At 73.7% G+C, this 18,601-nt stretch carries 15 protein-coding genes and 1 tRNA gene; 12 read left to right on the top strand and 4 right to left on the bottom strand.

What is annotated here, in order from left to right:
- Positions 1-86: 86 nt before the first annotated feature.
- Together CFT82_RS06210 and CFT82_RS06215 are read left to right on the top strand one after the other, a co-directional pair.
- Entirely contained in the window at positions 87-1,316 is a 1,230-nt protein-coding gene (locus CFT82_RS06210) for an acetyl-CoA hydrolase/transferase family protein (RefSeq protein ID WP_088818114.1), read from the top strand.
- 13 nt (positions 1,317-1,329) lie between these two features.
- Complete coding sequence (locus CFT82_RS06215; RefSeq protein ID WP_088818115.1) at positions 1,330-1,920, top strand: GNAT family N-acetyltransferase; 591 nt, start codon at positions 1,330-1,332, stop codon at positions 1,918-1,920.
- 36 nt (positions 1,921-1,956) lie between these two features.
- Here the strand turns inward: CFT82_RS06215 and CFT82_RS11730 are convergent, their stop codons facing one another.
- Positions 1,957-2,415, bottom strand: coding sequence for a hypothetical protein (locus tag CFT82_RS11730; RefSeq protein WP_088818116.1), 459 nt, complete (start codon positions 2,413-2,415; stop codon positions 1,957-1,959).
- Between the two features lie 203 nt (positions 2,416-2,618).
- Here CFT82_RS11730 and CFT82_RS06225 point away from each other — a divergent pair, with 203 nt between their 5' ends.
- On the top strand, positions 2,619-4,178 hold the full coding sequence (locus CFT82_RS06225) for a DEAD/DEAH box helicase (protein ID WP_234994336.1): 1,560 nt from the start codon (positions 2,619-2,621) through the stop codon (positions 4,176-4,178).
- 195 nt (positions 4,179-4,373) lie between these two features.
- Positions 4,374-5,873: a DUF222 domain-containing protein gene (locus CFT82_RS06230; RefSeq protein WP_088818117.1), complete on the top strand. Its 1,500-nt coding sequence runs from the start codon at positions 4,374-4,376 to the stop codon at positions 5,871-5,873.
- 65 nt (positions 5,874-5,938) lie between these two features.
- On the opposite strand, the gene CFT82_RS11735 is transcribed toward CFT82_RS06230, so the two are convergent.
- Entirely contained in the window at positions 5,939-6,685 is a 747-nt protein-coding gene (locus CFT82_RS11735) for a hypothetical protein (protein ID WP_159461875.1), read from the bottom strand.
- A gap of 201 nt (positions 6,686-6,886) precedes the next feature.
- Between CFT82_RS11735 and CFT82_RS06240 the strand changes: the two genes are divergently transcribed.
- Both CFT82_RS06240 and CFT82_RS06245 read left to right on the top strand, forming a co-directional pair.
- Complete coding sequence (locus CFT82_RS06240) at positions 6,887-8,935, top strand: glutaminase (protein ID WP_143469505.1); 2,049 nt, start codon at positions 6,887-6,889, stop codon at positions 8,933-8,935.
- 49 nt (positions 8,936-8,984) lie between these two features.
- Positions 8,985-9,698 (top strand): Pr6Pr family membrane protein, encoded by a 714-nt coding sequence (locus tag CFT82_RS06245; protein WP_088818119.1) that lies wholly within the window; start codon positions 8,985-8,987, stop codon positions 9,696-9,698.
- A 72-nt stretch (positions 9,699-9,770) separates the two neighbouring features.
- Here CFT82_RS06245 and CFT82_RS06250 read toward each other — a convergent pair whose 3' ends face one another.
- Both CFT82_RS06250 and CFT82_RS06255 read right to left on the bottom strand, forming a co-directional pair.
- On the bottom strand, positions 9,771-10,136 hold the full coding sequence (locus CFT82_RS06250) for a hypothetical protein (RefSeq protein ID WP_088818120.1): 366 nt from the start codon (positions 10,134-10,136) through the stop codon (positions 9,771-9,773).
- Positions 10,137-10,176: 40 nt separating this feature from the next.
- A tRNA-Leu gene (locus CFT82_RS06255) sits at positions 10,177-10,263 on the bottom strand.
- Between the two features lie 313 nt (positions 10,264-10,576).
- Here CFT82_RS06255 and CFT82_RS06260 point away from each other — a divergent pair.
- From CFT82_RS06260 to CFT82_RS06285, 6 genes are read left to right on the top strand one after another with little or no spacing between them, the layout of a single operon-like run.
- Positions 10,577-11,812, top strand: coding sequence for an FhaA domain-containing protein (locus tag CFT82_RS06260; RefSeq protein ID WP_088818121.1), 1,236 nt, complete (start codon positions 10,577-10,579; stop codon positions 11,810-11,812).
- The gene (locus tag CFT82_RS06265; RefSeq protein ID WP_088818122.1) at positions 11,809-12,318 is read left to right on the top strand and encodes an FHA domain-containing protein FhaB/FipA; all 510 of its coding nucleotides are present in this window, start codon (positions 11,809-11,811) and stop codon (positions 12,316-12,318) included. The genes CFT82_RS06260 and CFT82_RS06265 overlap by 4 nt, the downstream gene beginning before the upstream one ends.
- 2 nt (positions 12,319-12,320) lie before the next feature.
- Complete coding sequence (locus CFT82_RS06270) at positions 12,321-13,715, top strand: PP2C family protein-serine/threonine phosphatase (protein WP_088818123.1); 1,395 nt, start codon at positions 12,321-12,323, stop codon at positions 13,713-13,715.
- Positions 13,716-13,729: 14 nt separating this feature from the next.
- Positions 13,730-15,211 carry an FtsW/RodA/SpoVE family cell cycle protein gene (locus tag CFT82_RS06275; RefSeq protein WP_088818367.1) on the top strand — a complete coding sequence of 494 codons (1,482 nt, stop codon included), beginning with the start codon at positions 13,730-13,732 and terminating at the stop codon, positions 15,209-15,211.
- Complete coding sequence (locus CFT82_RS06280; protein ID WP_088818124.1) at positions 15,208-16,680, top strand: peptidoglycan D,D-transpeptidase FtsI family protein; 1,473 nt, start codon at positions 15,208-15,210, stop codon at positions 16,678-16,680. Before CFT82_RS06275 ends, CFT82_RS06280 begins: the two co-directional genes overlap by 4 nt.
- Positions 16,677-18,590, top strand: a complete 1,914-nt coding sequence (locus CFT82_RS06285; RefSeq protein WP_088818125.1) for a serine/threonine-protein kinase — start codon at positions 16,677-16,679, stop codon at positions 18,588-18,590. The genes CFT82_RS06280 and CFT82_RS06285 overlap by 4 nt, the downstream gene beginning before the upstream one ends.
- Positions 18,591-18,601: the final 11 nt, after the last annotated feature.

Consider the following 18,601-nt stretch of genomic DNA (forward strand, 5'->3'; position numbering starts at 1 on the left):
GCCTCCCGGACGGCAGGGGCGTGAACCACCCCGTGCCGGCCCGACCGTCTGCGCGGCGGCTTTCGTCGTAGGTGAAAATGGCTCGTATGAAGGTCGTGAGCGCTGAGGCCCTGGCCACCACCCTGTCCGCCCTCCCCGGCGAGCCCCGCGTCGTCTGCTCCGGGAGCATGGCCGCCCCCGGGGCCGGGCTCGAGGTGGTGGACGGCGCGCTCGAGCGCTACACCCTCCACGCGCTGAACGCCGCCCCCGGCCTGCCGGAGCGCGAGGGCGTCACCCTGGAGACCTGCTTCGTCGGCGGCGGGCAGCGTCGCCGCCCCGGGCTGCGCTACGTGCCCTGCCGCCTCTCCCTGGTGCCGCTGCTCTTCAGCAGCACCCTGCCCCCGGACGTCGTGCTCGTCCACGTGGCCCCGCCCCGGGACGGCATGGTGAGCCTGGGTGTGGAGACGAACATCATGCCAGCGGTGGTCGAGGCCTGCCGCGCCCGTGGTGGGCTGGTCGTCGCCGCGATCAACCCGCGCATGCCCTACACCTTCGGCGACTCGCAGATCCCGGTCGAGCACATCGACCTCGCCCTGGAGATCGACGAACCGCTCACCACCCCGGGGGAGGTTCCGCCGCTGGACGAGGCCGGCCAGGTGATCGGCGAGCGCATCGCGGCCCGCATCGGCGACGGCGCCACCCTGCAGACCGGCATCGGCGCCATCCCCGACGCCGTGCTCAGCCGCCTGGGCGACCGGCGCGGGATGCGGGTGTGGACCGAGATGTTCAGCGACGGGGTGCTGGCCCTGGATCGGCTCGGGGCGCTCGACGAGTCCGAGCCGATCGTCTCCTCGTTCTGCTTCGGCTCCACGGAGCTCTACGAGTGGCTCGACGGCAACGAGCGCGTGCGGATGCTGCGCACCGAGCGGACGAACGATCCCGGGCTCATCGCCCAGCAGCCGGCCATGGTGTCCATCAACTCGGCGCTCGAGGTGGACCTGTTCGGCCAGGCCAACGCCTCCCGGATCGACGCCCGGATCCACTCCGGGTTCGGCGGGCAGACTGACTTCATCGTCGGCGCGCTGCACTCCAAGGGTGGGCAGAGCCTCATCGGGCTGCGCTCCTGGCACCCGAAGGCGGACGTCTCCACGGTGGTGCCGCTGCTCGACGAGCCGGTGACGAGCTTCCAGCAGACCGCCATCGTCACCGAGCAGGGCGTGGCCGAGCTGCTCGGGCGCTCCGAGCGGGAGCAGGCGGCGGCCCTCATCGAGCAGGCGGCCCACCCGCGGGTCCGCGAGGAGCTGTGGGACGAGGCCCGGGAGCTCGGCTTGGCCTGAGGGAGGACGCGTCATGACCGACTCCCCTGCCGTCGTGCGCCAAGGCAGCCCTCGCCACCGCGAGCTCGTGGAAGCCGGCTGGCAGGTGAGCGAGGAGTCCTTCGGCGCCCAGCTCGACGCGGGCCCCGGGATGCTGGAGACGCTGGACGCCCGAGCGGCGGCGCTGGATCCTGCGCTGCGTCTGCGACCGCTCACCGCGGACGATGTCGAGGCCGTCCTGGCGCTCGACGCCGCCACCGCAGCCGACTACCCGGGTGGCCCGGCGACAGCGCACCCGGGGCTCACCCTCGAGCAGGCCACTCCCGGCCCCGGCCGCCGGGGATTCGGCGCCTTCGACGGTGGATCACTCGTCGCGATGACCTGGGTGGACGCCCGTCCCGACTCCGCGTACGCCGAGGTGCACATCACCGTGGTCGCACCCGCGTGGCGAGGGTGCGGTGTGGCCAGTGCGCTCAAGGCAACAGCCGTGGTCGAGCTCCTCCGCGGTGGGGCCACCCGCATCCGCTCGGGTGGGTCGATGCGGAACACCGCGATCCTGCGCGCCAACGCGGCCCTCGGGTTCCGCATCGACGAGCACTGGCTCACCCTGGTGCCGCCCGCCTGAGCCGAGGTGGGCAGGGCGCGGCAAGGAGGGCTCCCCTCACGCCCCCGCCTGCACCGCGGCGACCTCCCAGAGCTCGCGGGCGGCGGCAGTGAACTGCTCGACCTCCGCGGCGGTGGGCTCGGCGGTGGTGGGGGCGTCGTCGTCGACGCGACGGCCGAGCTGCCAGAGCACCCGGTCCCAGCGCAGGGCCGCCTCCCGCCATTCCTCCTCCACCGGCGCCACCTGCAGGGTGGCCAGGCAGTGCCCACCTTCCCGCACTACGTCGAGGGCCACCAGCGCGACCGTCCGTCCGCCCCGCTCGTGGGTGCCGCGCAGCCGGTTGGGTGCCTCCCCCAGCTCCACCTGCAGCTCCCCCTCGGGGAGCGCGAGCGCCTCGTGGGCCTGCCACAGGCGCCGCGGGTCCACGGGGAATCGACGGGCCAGCGAGACCACCGGCCCGGTGGGCAGGAGGTCGACCCGGCGGGTCACGGCATCGGCGTGCTGGAGGGTGTCCATGAGGGAGATCGTGCCTCAGCGGGGTAGGGTGGCGCGTGCTTGGCCCGCTCCGTCTTGCGGCGGGCCCCCGGTGATGATGCCCGTACCCCGACCCTCAGGTCGCGGATGAACACGGAGCCCTGTTGCCGCACCGACCACGACGACGTGGAGGACGGTGCCGCGCGAGACACCGACGAATCACGAGAGATACCCCCTTGACTTCTGTGCACCCCACCCTGCCCGCCGCCGACCAGGGTGCCTCCTTCGGCGCCCTCGGCGTCCCGGAGGAGCTCGTCCGCGTCCTCACCGAGGCCGGCATCACGACCCCCACCCCCATCCAGACCGCCACCCTGCCGGACTCCCTCGGCGGGCGCGACGTCCTGGGCCGCGGCCGCACCGGCTCCGGCAAGACGCTGGCCTTCGGCATCCCGCTGGTGGCCCGCCTGGCCGCCGAGAACCGCCGTCCCGCCCCGGGCCGCCCGCGGGCCCTCATCCTGGCGCCGACCCGCGAGCTCGTCACGCAGATCGAGACCGCCATCGCCCCGCTGGCCGCCACCGCCCGCCTCACCACGCGCACCATCTTCGGTGGCGTGGGGCAGAACCCGCAGGTCAACGCGCTGCGCAAGGGTGTGGACATTCTCATCGCCTGCCCCGGCCGCCTCGAGGACCTCATGGGTCAGGGCCACGCGAACCTCTCCGAGGCCGGCATCGTCATCCTCGACGAGGCCGACCACATGGCCGACCTGGGCTTCCTTCCCGGCGTGAAGCGCATCCTCACCGCCACCCCGCGGAACGGGCAGAAGCTGCTCTTCTCCGCCACGCTCGACGGCGGCATCAAGGTCATCGCCGACAAGTTTCTCCACGACCCGGTGACCCACGAGGCCGACTCCGCCGAGTCGCCCGTGTCGACCATGACCCACCACGTGCTCGAGGTGGCCAAGGACGACCGGGTCGGCGTGCTCCGCGACCTGGCCGCCGCACCGGGCCGCACCGTGGTCTTCACCCGCACCAAGCACGGCGCGAAGAAGCTGGCCAAGCAGCTCACCGCGATGGGCGTGCCCAGCGTGGACCTGCACGGCAACCTCTCCCAGAACGCCCGCCAGCGGAATCTCGCGGCCTTCTCCGAGGGCACCGCGAAGACCCTGGTGGCCACCGACATCGCGGCGCGTGGCATCCACGTGGACGACGTGGCCCTCGTGGTGCACGCCGACCCGCCCTCCGAGCACAAGGCCTACCTGCACCGCTCGGGCCGCACCGCCCGCGCCGGCGCCGAGGGCACGGTCATCACGCTCGCCATGCCGGACCAGCGTGGTGAGGTCCGGTCGCTGATGCGGGCCGCGAAGATCCGCCCGGAGAGCCAGAGCACGGCTGTGGCGGGCTCTCCGATCCTGACGGAGCTGGCCCCGGGTGAGCGCGTCTTCGCCGAGCCCTCGAACGAGCCCGTGGTCCCGGCCCCGCAGCAGCAGCCGTCGCGTGGCGGCCAGGGCGGTGGTGGCGGGCGTTCGCGCTCACGCCGCGGCGGTGGCCAGGGTGGTTCCGGCCGCGGTGGCCAGGGCGCCGGTGGCGGGCGCTCGTCCGGCCAGGGTGGCGACTCCCGTCAGGGTGGGCCCCGTCAGGGCGGCCGGTCCCGGGGCGCGGGCCAGGGCGGCGCGGGCCGTGGCAGCCAGGACGGCTCGGGTCGTAGCAACCAGGGCGGCTCCGGTCGTAGCAACCAGGGCGGCTCCGGTCGGTCCTCGCGCCCGTCGCGCGCGCCCCGCATCACGACGCGCGGCAGCCAGGGCTGACGCACGCGGCAGGTGACCCTGTCGCGGGAGGAAGGGGGCGGACCGCTGCGGTCCGCCCCCTTCCTCGTGCCCGGGGGCCTCCCTCCACACCCTTGGTACAGATGTTTGCCTACTTGGATCTTGTGTACTATGATGGGGTCATTGGCAACGGGGGTTGGCCGGTGAGGGCACGACGCGAGCGCGCAGGGGGTGGGCATGGCCATCGAGACACGAGAGCCGGTCGATGCGGCCTCGGCCCTGGTCGCCACGCACCGAGCCGTGGATCATCTGCTGGACGCCCTGGGCGGGGCCGACCCTGACGCGCGGAGCCACACCCCGGGGGACCTCGCACGGCTCGAGGGGGAGATCACCCGGGCAGTGAACCGGCTGGAGTCCGCCCGGCTCCGGGTGGGTTCCCTCATGACCCACCACCGGGAAGCCGGAGCCGTCCCCCACCTCGACGAGGGTCAGTTCTTCGCCCGGGGAGGGCGGCGCGACCTGCGTGAGGCCCGGCGCGACGCCGCCCTCGCACGGGAGCTGGGGCACGGCCCCGCGGCGCCGGTCGGCGGGCTGCCCGTGGAACCGACGCACGACCGGCCGGACACCGCTGGTGGGGCCGCGGTCGCACGCACGCCCACCGGGGTCGCACTGGACCGGGGACTGCTGAGCAGTCGCCACGCCGAGGTGATCCACCGCGCGCTGCGTGACCTCCCGGACGACGTCACCGCCCCGGAGCGGCAGCGTGTGGAGGAGCACCTCGTGGAGCGCGCCCAGCGCCTCTCCCCCTCGGCGCTGCGCAGCGCGGCGCGCCGTGCGCTCGAGGCCCTCGAACGCCCGGCCCCGGCGGTGGATGCCCACGAGGCACGGCTCGTCGAGGCCGAGGAACAGGCTGCCTGGCGGAAGACCCGTGCCTCGATCACGCACCGCGACGACGGGACCTCCGTGCTCCACGCCGTGCTGCCCACCCTCCCAGCCCTGGCGCTGGAGCGGGTTCTGCAGGCGATGGTGTCGCCGAGCCGGCGCATCCGTCCCGGGGAGCAGGCCGCGTCGAGCGCAGGCGGCCGGGCGCCCTCGCCGGCGGCGGCCCCGGCAGCGCACGGGAGTGACGACTGGCGCGAGCAGCAGGAGGACTTCATGCACCTGCGGGGCCTGGCCCTCGCGGAGCTCGTCGAGCGCGTGCCGACCGACCACCTGCACAACAAGGTGGCGGCGGCGGTCGTCGTGCACACGGACCTCACGACGCTCCGCGGTGAGACCGACCGGGCCGGGGTCACCGACGGCGCGCACCGAATCTCGCCCGGGGAGGTGCGACGGCTCGCCGCAGCGGCGGGGATCATCCCGAGCGTCCTGGGCGGCGACAGCCTCCCGCTGGACCTGGGGACGCAGCGCCGGTTCTTCTCCGACGCCCAGCGGGTGGTCCTGTCACGGATCTACGACGAGTGCGCGGCCGCCGAGTGCGATCGACCGTTCAGCTGGTGCCAGGTCCATCACGATCAACCGTGGGCGGCGAGGCGCGGCTCACCGGGTGACGGGCGGGCAGGAGAGGGAGTCAGCAGAGCTCGTGGGAGGACGGACCTGCGGAACGCGATTCCCCTGTGCGGCAGACACAACCGGCTCGTGGAGGCGCCGGGGGTGCGGCACAGCGTGGAGCGGGAGGCCGACGGGCGAGCAGTGGTGCACTTCGACTGCTCCGGCGTGCCCTCACACGTGCCCTGACGCGAACAGCGGCGAGGGGCGCGCGCACCAGGTGGTGCGCGCGCCCCTCAGAGGGACCGGATCGGTCAGTTGCGGCGAGCGGCGGCGGCCACGCCACCACCGGCCAGCAGCAGGGCGGCACCAGCGGCACCGGCCAGCGCGGTGTTGTCCTCGGTCATGTAACCGGTGTCGATGACGGGGGCCGGCTCGGGCTTCGGCTCCGGCTTGGGCTCGGGCTCCGGCTTGGGCTCGGGCTCCGGCTTGGGCTCGGGCTCCGGCTTGGGCTCGGGCTCCGGCTTGGGCTCGGGCTCGGGCTTCGGGGCCGGCTCGGGCTTGGGCTCCTCACCACCGAGGTCGTCACCCTGGAAGGAAATGTTGTCCAGCTGCACCATGCAGGACGGCACACCATTGACGGTGTACTCGAAGGCCGGACCCAGGAGGGTCACCGGGTCGGTCTTGCCGAAGTCACCGTCGGCGATGGTGTGCTCACCGGTGAGAGTCACCGTGCCACCGGCCGGCAGGGTGTCCTGCTCCGTGCGGACGGTGTAGTACGCGTTGCCACCGTTGGCGTCCTGGTACGGGGCACTGAAGCTGTGGAAGGGCACGTCGCCGTTGGTGCCGTTGGTCAGCGTGACGGTCAGGGCGATCTTGTCGCCGGCGGAGGCCTTGCCGTCGCCGTCGACGTCGGTGATCTTGTGGGTGCCGTTGCCGGTGAACTTGGTGCAGGCCGGCAGGTCGCCGGGAGCGGCCTGGGCGGCGGTGCCACCGGCGAAGGTGGCGCCAGCGGCCACGACGCCGGCCACGGAGACGGCTGCGAACTTCGAGAACTTCATGATTCTCCTCAGGTGTCTGCGGCACCGGACGGCACCGGCCGGAACTCTCCGGCGCCTCTCATGCTGGCGACCACCCCAGATCCCGTCAACCGCTCGTGGGAGGAGATCACCACCCCCGGATCTCCTCGAACCCCTACCATGGGAGGTGGGTTCGTACACCCCGGGGGGGGACCCGCCACCCGCGGTGAAAGGATCCCTCCCATGGCCGACCCACAGCACGCCAACCCGCTCGACGACCTGCTGGCCCGGGTGCACGCCCGCTTCCGGGACCATGCCGACGGTGAGACCGCCGCCTTCGTCAAGGCCCTCGGCACCGTCGACGAGACGGACTTCGGGATCGCCCTCACCACCGTCGACGGCCACACCTACACCCACGGTCAGGCCACCACCGAGTTCGCCATCCAGTCCATCTCCAAGGCCTTCACCTACGCGGTGGCCCTCGCGGACTCCGGCTTCGAGGCGGTCGACGCCGTGATCGACGTGGAACCCTCCGGCGAGGCCTTCAACGAGATCTCGCTCCAGGAGGGCAGCGGCCGCCCTTCGAACGCCATGATCAACGCCGGGGCCATCGCCGCCACCTCCCTCGTGGCCGGGCGCTCGAGCAACCCCTATGTCGAGGACGGCGCCAGCCTCTACACCCCCGACCAGGGTGCGAGCTCGCACGACGAGACCACCGGCCGGACCAGTGCGGCGACACCCACCGACGGAACCCGCGCGGCGACACCGACCGGCGGGGTCAGCGCGGACGCCCCCACCGGCCCCCGCGAGGGCGAGACCCGCCGCGAGCGCCTGCGCCGTGCCTTCTCCACGATGGCCGACCGCGAGCTCACCGTGAACCCCGAGGTGCTGGCCTTCGAGCGCGAGGACGGGGACCGCAACCTGGCCCTCGCCCACCTCATGCGCAGCTTCGGCCTCATCAGCGAGGGCCCCGAGGCGATCGCCGACGACTACTTCGCCGCCTGCTCCATCGACGTCACCGTCACCGACCTGTCGATGATGGCGACCCTCCTGGCCACCGGTGGCATCCACCCCCGCACCGGACGGCGCCTCCTCGACCAGGCCGTCGTGGACCGCGTCCTGGGCGTCATGACCACCTGCGGCATGTACGACGACGCCGGCGAGTGGATCGTGCGGGTCGGCCTCCCCGCCAAGTCCGGGGTCGGCGGGGGGATCATCGCCGTCGTGCCCGGCCAGGTGGGGCTGGCCGTCTACTCCCCCCTGCTCGACCAGCACGGCAACTCCGAACGTGGCGTCCTGGCCTGCGAGGCCCTCTCCGACGCCCTCGACCTGCACCTCATGCGCGGCGCCCGGGTGCGGCACGCCGCGGTGCGCAGCTCCTACCCGGTCTCGGACACCCCCAGCGGGGTGCGCCGCGCCCCCGCCGCCGAGCGACTCCTCACCGAGCACGGGGACCGGAGCCGCGTGGTGGAGATCCAGGGCGAGCTGGGTTTCGGCCCCGCCGAGTCCGTGATGCGGCAGCTGAGCCGGCTCACCGAGGTCGACGCCGTGGTCCTCGACGTCCGCCGCGTCACCGAGGTCACCCGCTTCGCCCGCGAGGGACTGGTCCGGGTGGCCGCGGAGCACGCCGACGAGGGACGGCTCGTGGTGCTGGTGGACGACTCCGGGCACGTGTTCACCGAGGACGCCACGGAGCGGCTCACCACGCGCACCACCTCGCCACCGGACGGGTCCCGGAGGAACCAGCCGGGCGTCATCGTCCGCCGCCAGCGACGGGCGGCGATCGAGGCGGTGGAGGACTTCCTGCTGTCCCGCCACGGGGACGAGGACCTGCGCCCCGAGACGATCGAGGTCTCCGACGCGATCCTCATGACCGCCCTCGACCCCGCCGACGTGGAGCAGCTCGAGGAGATCATGCGCCCGCGCACCCACCGGGAGGGGGACGTGATCATCGAGGAGGGGCAGGACTTCGCGGGCATCCACGTGGTCGTCACCGGATCGGTGCAGACGACGCACGCCGACGAGGACGACGAGGAGCACCGCGTGAACGTCCTCGGCCCGGGCAGCAGCTTCGGCGAGTTTGGCCTCGTCGGGGACCACCGGCACTGGTTGACCGTCACCGCGCTGGAGGAGGTCGAGACCCGGGTGCTCGACGCGGCCGCCCTGGCCCGGCTCGAGGAGGACGACCCGCGCCTGGCACTCCGGCTGTGGAAGGCGATCAGCGCCGACGCCTACCACCGGGTGCAGGTCCAGCTGGCGGAGATCACCGCCCGCGCGTCGGAGGCCCGCTGACGTGGCCGGCGGGCGATCTGGGCTGTCCGGCGTCGCCCCGACGTGGCGCATGGTCGCGCTCGTTGCCGGGGCCGGTGTCGTCGCCACGGTCGCCCTGTCGACCTCGGGGATCGAGGCAGTGCCGCCGGAGAGGACCTCGGAGTTCGGTGGTCACCCGGCGGGCTGGGCAGGGGTGCCCGCCCGACTCGTGGACGCCCTCTCTTACTTCACGATCTGGTCGAACGTCGTCGTTGCCCTCGCGGCCGGTGCCCTCGCACGCCGGGGCACCCGAGGAGAAGGCACCACCGCGGCCGGGGGCCCCACCCGCCGGGGCGCACGGGAGGACGCACCGGGCCGGGCCGGGAGGCGGCACCACCCATGGCTGCCGGTCCTCCTCCTGGACGCCCTGCTCATGATCACGATCACCGCACTCGTCTACTGGGTGGTCCTCGCCCCCACCACCGAGGTGCGTGGCCTGGAGCACGTGACCAACCCGTGGATCCACGGCCTCACCCCGCTGCTCGCGCTGGGCACCTGGTGGCTCGTCGGCCCCCGCCGGTTGCTGCGGTGGGGGCACGTGCCCCGGGCCCTGGTGATCCCGCTGGTGTGGGTGGCCTGGACCCTGGCCCGCGGCGCCGCCACGGGCACCTACCCGTACGGATTCCTCGACGTGGTGGACCTCGGGGCCGCCCGGGCCGGGCTCAACGTGCTGGGCGTCCTCGCCCTCGGGCTCGTCCTCGCCGCCGGCTTCGTGGGGCTGGACCGGGCCCGCGGCCGGGGCTGAGCCGAGCAGACGCGCCACCCCACGTCCCGCGCGGGGCGCGCTAACGCGCCCAGGCACGCCGCCCTCCGGTGCTCAGTCGGGGAGGAGCGCGATCTTCCGCCAGATGGTGCCGGCCAGTCCGCTGGTCAGCTGCTCCACGTCCGAGACGGTGTCGAGCACCAGGTCGTCGTCCGAGGCCTCGGCGCACAGCGCGGCCACCTTGCCCACCAGGTGCAGGAGCTCGGCGCAGTACTCGAGGTAGTGCCCCATCTCGGGGCGCCCCATCGGGTCCTGCACCGACGCCTCCGTGGGGCGGTAGCCCGGGCGGAGGTTCTCCGGGTCCTCCGTGAGCTGGTGCATGTCCACGACGTGGGCGGCCGAGCGCAGGCGGTGGAGCAGGGCCAGCATCCGGGAACGCTCCCAGCGCTGGGGCAGGAAGAGCAGGAACCAGACCCCCACGACGCGAAGAGGCCCGGCATCTCTGCCGGGCCTCTTCGTCTGGTGCGCGAGGGGGGAGTTGAACCCCCACGCCCTCTCGGGCACACGGACCTGAACCGTGCGCGTCTGCCTATTCCGCCACTCGCGCGTGGGCTTCTCCGGAGGACCCTGCGAACGATCCGCAGTCGGCTCCCGGGGGAACGACGGCACACATTAGCACCTCCGGGGCGGTACGCACGAATCACGCAGGTCGGGGTCTGCTCGGGACCTGCCCGGGGCCTGCCCCTCCCACCGCCACCCCGGTCGCGAGGAGGCCAGGATCCACCGGGAGGACCAGCCCGCGGGAGGCGGCGGGAAGTACCATCGAGGGCAAGGCAGTCCCGTCCGTCCAGCACGGCCGCGTCCGCTGCCTCGTCAGGACGTCGCCGCCCCGGCACACCAACCGCCCCAGGAGGCACCACATGGGCATGCTCGACCGCTTCGAGGCTGGCACGGAGCGCGCCTTCACCGCTCCCTTCGCCCGCCTGTTCCGCAAGGAGCGCCTGCAGCCGGTGGAGATCGGGTCGGCCATCCGCAAGGCCATGGACTCCCGGGCCGCCGTGGTGAACCGCCACCGCACCATCGTCCCGAACGTCTTCACGGTCGAGCTCTCCGACGACGACTTCGACCGTCTCATCTCCTACGACGAGGCGATCACCGACGCGCTCATCGCCGACGCCCAGGAGTACGTGACCCAGCAGCGCTACACCCCCGGCGGTCCGCTGCAGATCGAGCTCGTGGCCGACCCCGAGCTGAACCCCGGCGTGTACAAGCTGCACCACGCCACCGTGCGGAATCCCGCCACGCTCGAGGAGCGCGGCGACATCGACACCTGGGACGCCAGCCACGAGCGCTTCGACGACGTGATCGACCGCCACACCTCCGGCCAGCGCCTGCCCACCGACGCCCGCTACCTCGGGGAGGTCGACGAGCAGGCCATCGCCGAGGCCCAGGCCGCTCCCGCCGAGCAGACGGCCCCGGAGGCCGGCGAGGAGATCGTGGCGGCCCCGGTGAGCACGCGGCAGCAGCGCAAGGAGGAGAAGGCCGCCCGCAAGGAGGCCGAGCGCGCCGAGCGGGAGGCGCGGGAGCGCGAGGAGGCCGAGCGCCGGGAGCAGGAGGCCCGGGAACGCGCTGAGCAGCAGGAGGCCCAGCGCCGGGAGCAGGCGGCCCAGGAACGCGCCGAGCAGGAGGCACAGCGCCAGGCGCAGGAGGAGGCACAGCGCAGCGAGGCCGAGGCCCGGGTCGACCACCCGGTGCAGGCCCCGGCGGCCCCCGCAGCAGCTGCCGCGAGCACCCCGGCCGACGGCGACTCCACCCCCGACACGGGCCCGGCCGCCACCGTCCCGGCGGCCCGCAGCACCCGCTCGGTGGCCCGCCCGTGGCTGGAGATCGAGGGCGCCCGCCACCGCCTCGAGCAGGACACCACCACCCTGGGCCGTGACGTGGGCTGCGACATCACCCTGGCCGACCCCGGCACCTCCCGCCGTCACGCCGAGATCACCGTCTCCGCCGACGGTTCCGACGTCTCCCTGCGCGATCTCGGCTCCACCAACGGCACCTACCTGGACGGCCAGCTGGTCCGCAACGCCCGGCTCGCCGACGGGGACGTCGTCGTGATGGGCCGCACCCGCGTCACCGTGCACCTCGACGCCCCGTGAGCGAGCTGACCGTCGCGGTGCTGCGCTTGGCGCTCCTCGTGGCGCTGTGGCTGTTCGTGCTGCTCGCCCTCAAGGTGCTCCAGTCGGACCTCTACGGCGCGCGCGTCGTCACCCACCGCGGTCGCCGGGGCTCGGGCGAGCGCAGCACCGTCCGCACGCCCATGCCCGACGAGGCCCACCCGGACCGCCCCGGCCGGGAGGACGCACCCCGCGAGCCACACCGCCTGGTCGTCGTGGAGGGCCCCCTGCGGGGCGCCTCCCTGCAGCTGGGCCAGCGCCCCGTCCTCATCGGACGCAATCCCGAGGCGAGCCTCTCCCTGGACGACGACAGCGCCTCCGGGAGACACGCCATGATCAGCCCCGACGCCCACGGCTGGGTGATCGAGGACCTCGGCTCCACCAACGGCACCTGGGTCGATGACGAGCGGCTGGGCGACGAGATCGTCCCCGTCCTGGTCGGGACCCGCATCCGCGTCGGTGAGACCCATCTCGAAGCGAGGCCCTGAGCATGTTCGACCTCCACTACGCCGCCCGCTCCGACCTCGGGCTGGGCTCCAAGGAGCGCAACGAGGACTCCGGCTACGCCGGCCCCAACCTGCTGCTGCTGTGCGACGGCATGGGCGGGCACGCCGGGGGTGACACCGCCTCGGCCGTCGTCGTGCACCACCTCGCGGAGCTCGACGGGGACACCCACGTCGCCCACGAGGTGGGCGACACCCTCCTGGGCGAGATCGCGGTCGCCAACGAGCGACTCGCCGAGATCGTCGAGGAGCACCCCGAGACCCGGGGGATGGGCACCACCTGCATCGCCCTGCTGCGCAGCGCCGAGACCCTGGCGATCGCCCACATCGGTGACTCGCGGGCCTACCGCCTGCACGAGAGCGGGCTCACGCAGATCACGCACGACCACTCCTTCCTGCAGCTGCTCATCGACCAGGGGCACCTCACCGAGGAGGAGGCCTGGGGCCACCCCCAGCGCTCGCTGATCACCCGGGTGCTCTCGGGCCGACCGGACGACGAGCCGGACCACGGCGTGATGCCGCTGACCCTCGGCGACCGCTTCCTGCTGTGCTCCGACGGTCTGAGCGACTACGTGCGCAACGAGACCATCCACGAGGTCCTCGCCGCCGGCGAGGATCCCGGCGAGACGGCCCAGACCCTCGTCGACCTGGCCCGGCGGGCCGGGACGCGCGACAACGTGACCGTGGTGGTGGCCGACGTGGTCCGTGCCGGGGCGGCCCCCAGCACGACCCCGCAGACCGTCGGCGCGGCGGCCCGCCTCGCCCCGGGGCAGGAACACCTCCAGCCCGCCGAGGACGACCTGCTGCTGGAGGACTTCCGGGAGCCGGAGTCCCAGGACGCCCCCACGCAGGCCGTCCCGATCGCCGACGACGGGTCGATCACCCTGGACGGGCGCCGCCTGGTCATCGGGGAGCGGGCCTTCGCCCCCCGCACCATCACCCGGGAGAGCCTCGTCGGCAGCACGAGCATCGGCGTCGCCACCCGTGACGACGGGGAGCCGGTCACCGCCCTGTCGGAGGACGAGGACGTCCTCGACGCCCAGCCCCGTGCCGGGCGGGGGGGCGGCCGCCGCTGGCTGTCCTGGCTGATCGGCCTGCTGGCCCTGCTGCTCCTGGCCGCCGGAGCAGTGTGGTGGTGGGCCTCGCGCTCGTACTTCCTGACCGAGGCCGACGGGAGGGTGGAGATCCGTCGCGGGCTGGACCTTGACCTCGCCGGCCGGGAGCTCTCCGTGCACGCCGAGGAGAGCGACGTGAAGGTCAGCGACCTGCCCGGCCACTACGCCGAGCGGGTGCGGGAGGGCATCGCCGCGGACGACCTCGACGACGCCCGGGAACGCCTCGACCAGCTGCGTGAGCGGGCCGCGAAGGACTCCTGGACGTGACCCCCACCGAGCCGATCACCACCGCCTCGTCGGCGCGCGCCGACGAGCGGTGGCTCGCGCCGCGACGAGGCCGGTGGCGCGAGCTGCTGCTGCTCGCCGCCGCGATCGGCATCACGGCGCTGGCCTACCTGAACCTCAACCTGGCCACCACCGGCGCCCCGCCGGAGAACATGGCCACCCTGGCCGGGGGGATGGCGGGCATCGCCCTGCTCTTCCACCTCGTGCTGTGGTGGCGGGCGCGGTACGCCGACCCGGTGATCCTGCCGGTGGTGACCCTGCTCAACGGGCTGGGCCTGGTGATGCTGCACCGCCTGGACATCGCCGAGGGACGCAGCCTGGGGGCCGGGGTCGCCTCGCGGCAGCTCATGTGGACCGCCCTGGCGGTCGTGGTGGCCATGGCCGTGCTCGTCCTGCTGCGCGACCACCGGGTGCTGCGCCGGGTCACCTGGACCTGCGCCCTGCTCGGCTTCGTCCTGCTGCTCAGCCCGCTGGTGCCGGGGCTGGGCGTGGCGAACTACGGCTCGCGGATCTGGATCGGCATCGGCCCGTTCAGCTTCCAGCCCGGCGAGGTGGCCAAGATCCTGCTGACGATCTTCTTCGCCGGCTATCTCGTGGGGGCCCGGGACGCGCTGAGCACCGCCGGTCCCCGCCTCCTCGGCCTGCAGCTCCCCCGGGGACGCGACCTGGGGCCGATCCTCATGGTGTGGGTGCTGAGCATCCTCATCCTCGTCTTTGAGAAGGACCTCGGCTCCTCGCTGCTCTTCTTCGGTCTGTTCGTGGCGATGCTCTACGTGGCCACCGAACGGCTCTCCTGGGTGCTGCTGGGCCTCACGATGTTCGCCGGCGGGGCCGTCCTGGCCTGGCGTCTCTTCGGGCACGTGCAGCAGCGGGTCACCATGTGGCTGGACCCCTTCAGCCCGGAGGCCCTCTCGGTCTCCAACCAGGTGCCGCTGGGGCTCATGGGGATGGCCAACGGTGGCCTCCTGGGCACCGGCCTGGGGCGCGGCCGCCCCGACCTGACCTACTTCGCCGAGAGCGACTTCATCATGCCCAGCTTCGCCGAGGAGCTCGGTCTGGCCGGTTTCATGGCGATGGTCGTGCTCTACGGGATCCTCGTGCAGCGCGGCCTGCGGGTGGCGCTGGGCTCCCGCGACGGGTTCGGCACGCTGCTGGCCGCCGGTCTCTCCTTCTCGGTGGCGCTGCAGGTCTTCGTCGTCGTCGGGGGCGTCACCCGCGTCATCCCGCTCACCGGACTCACCACGCCCTTCCTCTCCGCGGGTGGCTCCTCGCTGCTGGCGAACTGGACCATCGCGGCGCTCCTGCTGCGCCTCTCCCACGACGCCCGGGCACCGATCCCCCTCGACGACGAGCCCACCCCGACCGGCGACTCCCCGGCCGCCCGGGCAGCCGCCCTGCAGCGGGGGACCCCTGCCGCGGAGAGCGGCCGCGCCCACGGAACCGGCCCGCAGGCCTCCCCCCGGGTGGTGATGGCATGAACCGCCCCGTGCGTTCCCTGGCCTGGGTGATCACCCTGCTGCTCGGCTCCCTGCTCGTCGCCGCCACGTGGATCCAGGTGGTCCAGGCCGAGTCGCTCCGCGAGCGCCCCGACAACCGGCGCACGATGCTGGAGGAGTTCGGGCGGCAGCGCGGCGACATCCTCGTGGACGGTGAGCCGCTCGCCACGAGCGTCCCCGCCGAGGGTGACCTGCCCTGGCTGCGCACCTACCCGGGCGGGCCCGGCAGCGCCCACGTCACCGGTTACTTCAGCATGATCTACGGCAGCGGAGGCGGGCTGGAGGGCACGGAGTCCGCGCTGCTCTCGGGGCGGGACGACTCGCTCTTCTACCGCCGCCTGCCGGACCTGTTCATGGGCCGGGAGCCGGCCGGCGCCAGCATCGAGACCACTCTCCACCCCGGCGCACAGGCCGCGGCGGAGAAGGCCCTCGACGGGCGACGCGGGGCGGCCGTCGCGCTGGACCCGCGGACGGGGGCGATCCTGGCGATGGTGAGCAACCCGAGCTACGACCCGACGCGCCTCACCGGCAACGACCTCACCGCCGTGCAGGAGGCCTGGACGGAGCTGAACGCCGACCCCTCCCAGCCGCTGCTGAACCGCGCCCTGCGGGGGAACGGCTACCCGCCCGGCTCCGTGTTCAAGCTCGTGACCGCCGCGGCGGCGCTGGAGGCCGGCGACCACCAGCCGGACACGGAGGTGGCGGCCCCGCACACCTACCGGCTCCCGAACAGCTCCCGCGAGCTGCGGAACTTCGGGAACAAGGAGTGCACCGACGACGGGTCGGACACCCAGTCGCTGGCCGACGCGCTGCGGGTCTCGTGCAACACCGCCTTCGCCCGGCTGGGCGTGGAGCTGGGGGCCGAGCAGCTCTCCGAGACCGCCTCGGCCTTCGGCTTCGGGCAGGAGCTGAGCGTCCCGATGTCGGTGACCCCGAGCCGTTTCCCGCAGGACCCGGACGACCCGCAGACGGCCCTCTCGGCCCTGGGGCAGTTCGAGGTCCGCACCACGCCCCTGCAGGTGGCCCTGCTCAGCGCGGCCATCGCCCGCGAGGGGCAGGCCATGGAACCGCACCTGGTGGACCAGGTGCTCGACGAGGACCTCGACGTGATCAGTGAGCACAACCCCCGGGAGATGGAGCGAGCGGTGTCGCACGAGACGGCCCGCGAGCTGCGGGACATGATGGTGGGTGTCGTGGAGAGCGGCACCGGTCGGGCGGCCGCCATCGAGGGCGTGCAGGTGGCCGGCAAGACCGGCACCGCCGAGTACGACGACGCCGACGGTCGGGTGCACGCCTGGTTCACCGGCTTCGCGCCGGCGGACGACCCGCAGGTGGCGGTGGCCGTCGTCGTCGAGGGCGTCGGCCGGTTCGCCACCGGCGAGACCGGGACGGGTGGCTCCGTGGCTGCTCCCGTCGCACGATCGATCATGGAGGAGGTGGTGAGTCGATGAGCAGGGGACACGGTTCGGGTGACCTGGTGGCCGGGCGGTACCGCCTGACCGACCACATCGCCAGCGGCGGCATGGGTGAGGTGTGGAAGGCCGACGACGAGGTGCTGCAGCGCCCGGTGGCGGTGAAGCTCCTCACGAAGGGCCTGAAGCACACCGAGGGGTTCGACGAGCGCTTCCGCTCGGAGGCCCGGCACTCGGCACAGCTGCACCACCACAACATCGCGGCGGTGCACGACTTCGGCGAGGACGACGAGGGTGCCTGGCTGGTCATGGAGTACGTGCCCGGTCGCACCGTGGCACAGCTCATCCGGGAGCGGGGCCCCCTGCCACCGCAGGAGGTCGCCCAGCTCCTCACCCAGGCCGCCCGTGCGCTGGGGGCCGCCCACACCGCCGGGGTGGTCCACCGCGACGTCAAGCCGGCCAATGTCATCGTCAGCCCCGCGGGCGTGGCGAAGCTGACGGACTTCGGCATCTCCCGGGCCGTGGACGGCGCCGGTCTGACCCGCACCGGCGAGGTGATGGGCACCGCCCAGTACCTGGCCCCCGAGCAGCTCATGGGGCGCGGGGCGTCCCCGGTGAGCGATCTGTACAGCCTCGGCGTGGTGGCCCACGAGATGCTCACCGGCGAGCGCCCGTACGAGCGGGAGTCCGTGGTGGCCACGGCGATGGCCCACGTGAACGACCCGATCCCGCCGCTGCCCGAGTCCACCCCGCCGGCCCTGGCCGCCGTGGTCGTGCGACTCATGGCCAAGGACCCGGCGGAGCGGCCGCAGAACGCCCGCGACCTGGTGGCGATGCTGGAGAACCCGGACGCCTTCCGGGCCGCCCCCGCGGCCCCGCAGCGCCCGGCGCCGGAGGACACTCAGGTGATGACCCGCCCGGTGCGGCGCAGCGTCGCCACCACGCAGGGTCACCCGATCATGCGGAATCTCGACCCGGCCGGCGCGGCCCCCACCGGCCGGAGCAGCACGGGACGGGTCGGCCGGGGGGCCACCGCCGGCGGCATCGCCGGGGCCGGGGCGTCCACGGGGGCCGTCCGCGCCGACGGCCCGGGCACCGGGGGCACCGACACCGCGCCGGAGCAGGACGAGCCGCGTCGTCGGGGGTTCCCGTGGCTGTGGCTCCTGGCAGCACTGGTGCTGCTGGCCCTCCTGGTGGGGATGACCCAGCTCTTCGCCCGGGGCGAGGACGAGCCGGCCCCCGTGACCACGGTGACGAGCCACCGGACCGTGACCTCCTCCGGTGAGGCCGAGGAGTCCTCGCCGGAGGAGGTCACGGAGCCCGCCCCCGTGGAGTCCGTGGACGGGGGCGGGGACAGCCCGGAGGACCCGACCCCGGAGGACAGCGGGCAGGACGAGCCGGGGACGGACGTGCCGGTGGAGGAGAACGACGAACCGCTCGAGGAGCCGACGCCGGACGAGCCCGGGCAGGACGAGCCGACGGGCCCGACCACCGGGGAGGAACACACCACGGGCGAGCCGGTGCAGGACGAGCCGACCCCCTCGACCACCGCTGACGAGCCCGCCGCGGACCCGAGCTCGGACGATGCGCCGACCACGGATCCCACCAGCGAGCCGGCACCCACCAGCGAGCCGGACCCCACCAGCGAGCCCGCCCCCACAGACCCCACCAGCGAGCCGGCGCCCACCAGCGAGCCCGCCCCCACCGCCCCCACCAGCGAGCCCGCCCCCACCAGCGAGCCCGCCCCCACAGACCCCACCAGCGAGCCGGCACCCACCACCGAGCCCACCAGCGACCCCACGACCGACCCGGGCCCCAGCGAGAGCAGCCTGACGATCGACCCGCCGCCGGAGAACCCGTCCACCCCGCCGGACCCCACCACCACGCCGGACCCCACCGAGATCCCGCTGCCGGACCCGAGCCGGATCGGCGCCGGCAGTCTCGCCTGACCACCTACCAT

It is taken from the genome of Kytococcus aerolatus, assembly GCF_900187395.1.
Taxonomy (GTDB): Bacteria; Actinomycetota; Actinomycetes; order Actinomycetales; family Dermatophilaceae; genus Kytococcus; species Kytococcus aerolatus.

Bases quoted from the DNA above. Each gene is read 5' to 3' on its own strand.
- CFT82_RS06210 (WP_088818114.1), top strand. From the start codon at position 87: ATGAAGGTCGTGAGCGCTGAGGCCCTGGCCACCACCCTGTCCGCCCTC.
- CFT82_RS06215 (WP_088818115.1), top strand. From the start codon at position 1,330: ATGACCGACTCCCCTGCCGTCGTGCGCCAAGGCAGCCCTCGCCACCGC.
- CFT82_RS11730 (WP_088818116.1), bottom strand. From the start codon at position 2,415: ATGGACACCCTCCAGCACGCCGATGCCGTGACCCGCCGGGTCGACCTC.
- CFT82_RS06230 (WP_088818117.1), top strand. From the start codon at position 4,374: ATGGCCATCGAGACACGAGAGCCGGTCGATGCGGCCTCGGCCCTGGTC.
- CFT82_RS11735 (WP_159461875.1), bottom strand. From the start codon at position 6,685: ATGAAGTTCTCGAAGTTCGCAGCCGTCTCCGTGGCCGGCGTCGTGGCC.
- CFT82_RS06240 (WP_143469505.1), top strand. From the start codon at position 6,887: ATGGCCGACCCACAGCACGCCAACCCGCTCGACGACCTGCTGGCCCGG.
- CFT82_RS06245 (WP_088818119.1), top strand. From the start codon at position 8,985: ATGGTCGCGCTCGTTGCCGGGGCCGGTGTCGTCGCCACGGTCGCCCTG.
- CFT82_RS06260 (WP_088818121.1), top strand. From the start codon at position 10,577: ATGGGCATGCTCGACCGCTTCGAGGCTGGCACGGAGCGCGCCTTCACC.
- CFT82_RS06270 (WP_088818123.1), top strand. From the start codon at position 12,321: ATGTTCGACCTCCACTACGCCGCCCGCTCCGACCTCGGGCTGGGCTCC.
- CFT82_RS06280 (WP_088818124.1), top strand. From the start codon at position 15,208: ATGAACCGCCCCGTGCGTTCCCTGGCCTGGGTGATCACCCTGCTGCTC.
- CFT82_RS06285 (WP_088818125.1), top strand. From the start codon at position 16,677: ATGAGCAGGGGACACGGTTCGGGTGACCTGGTGGCCGGGCGGTACCGC.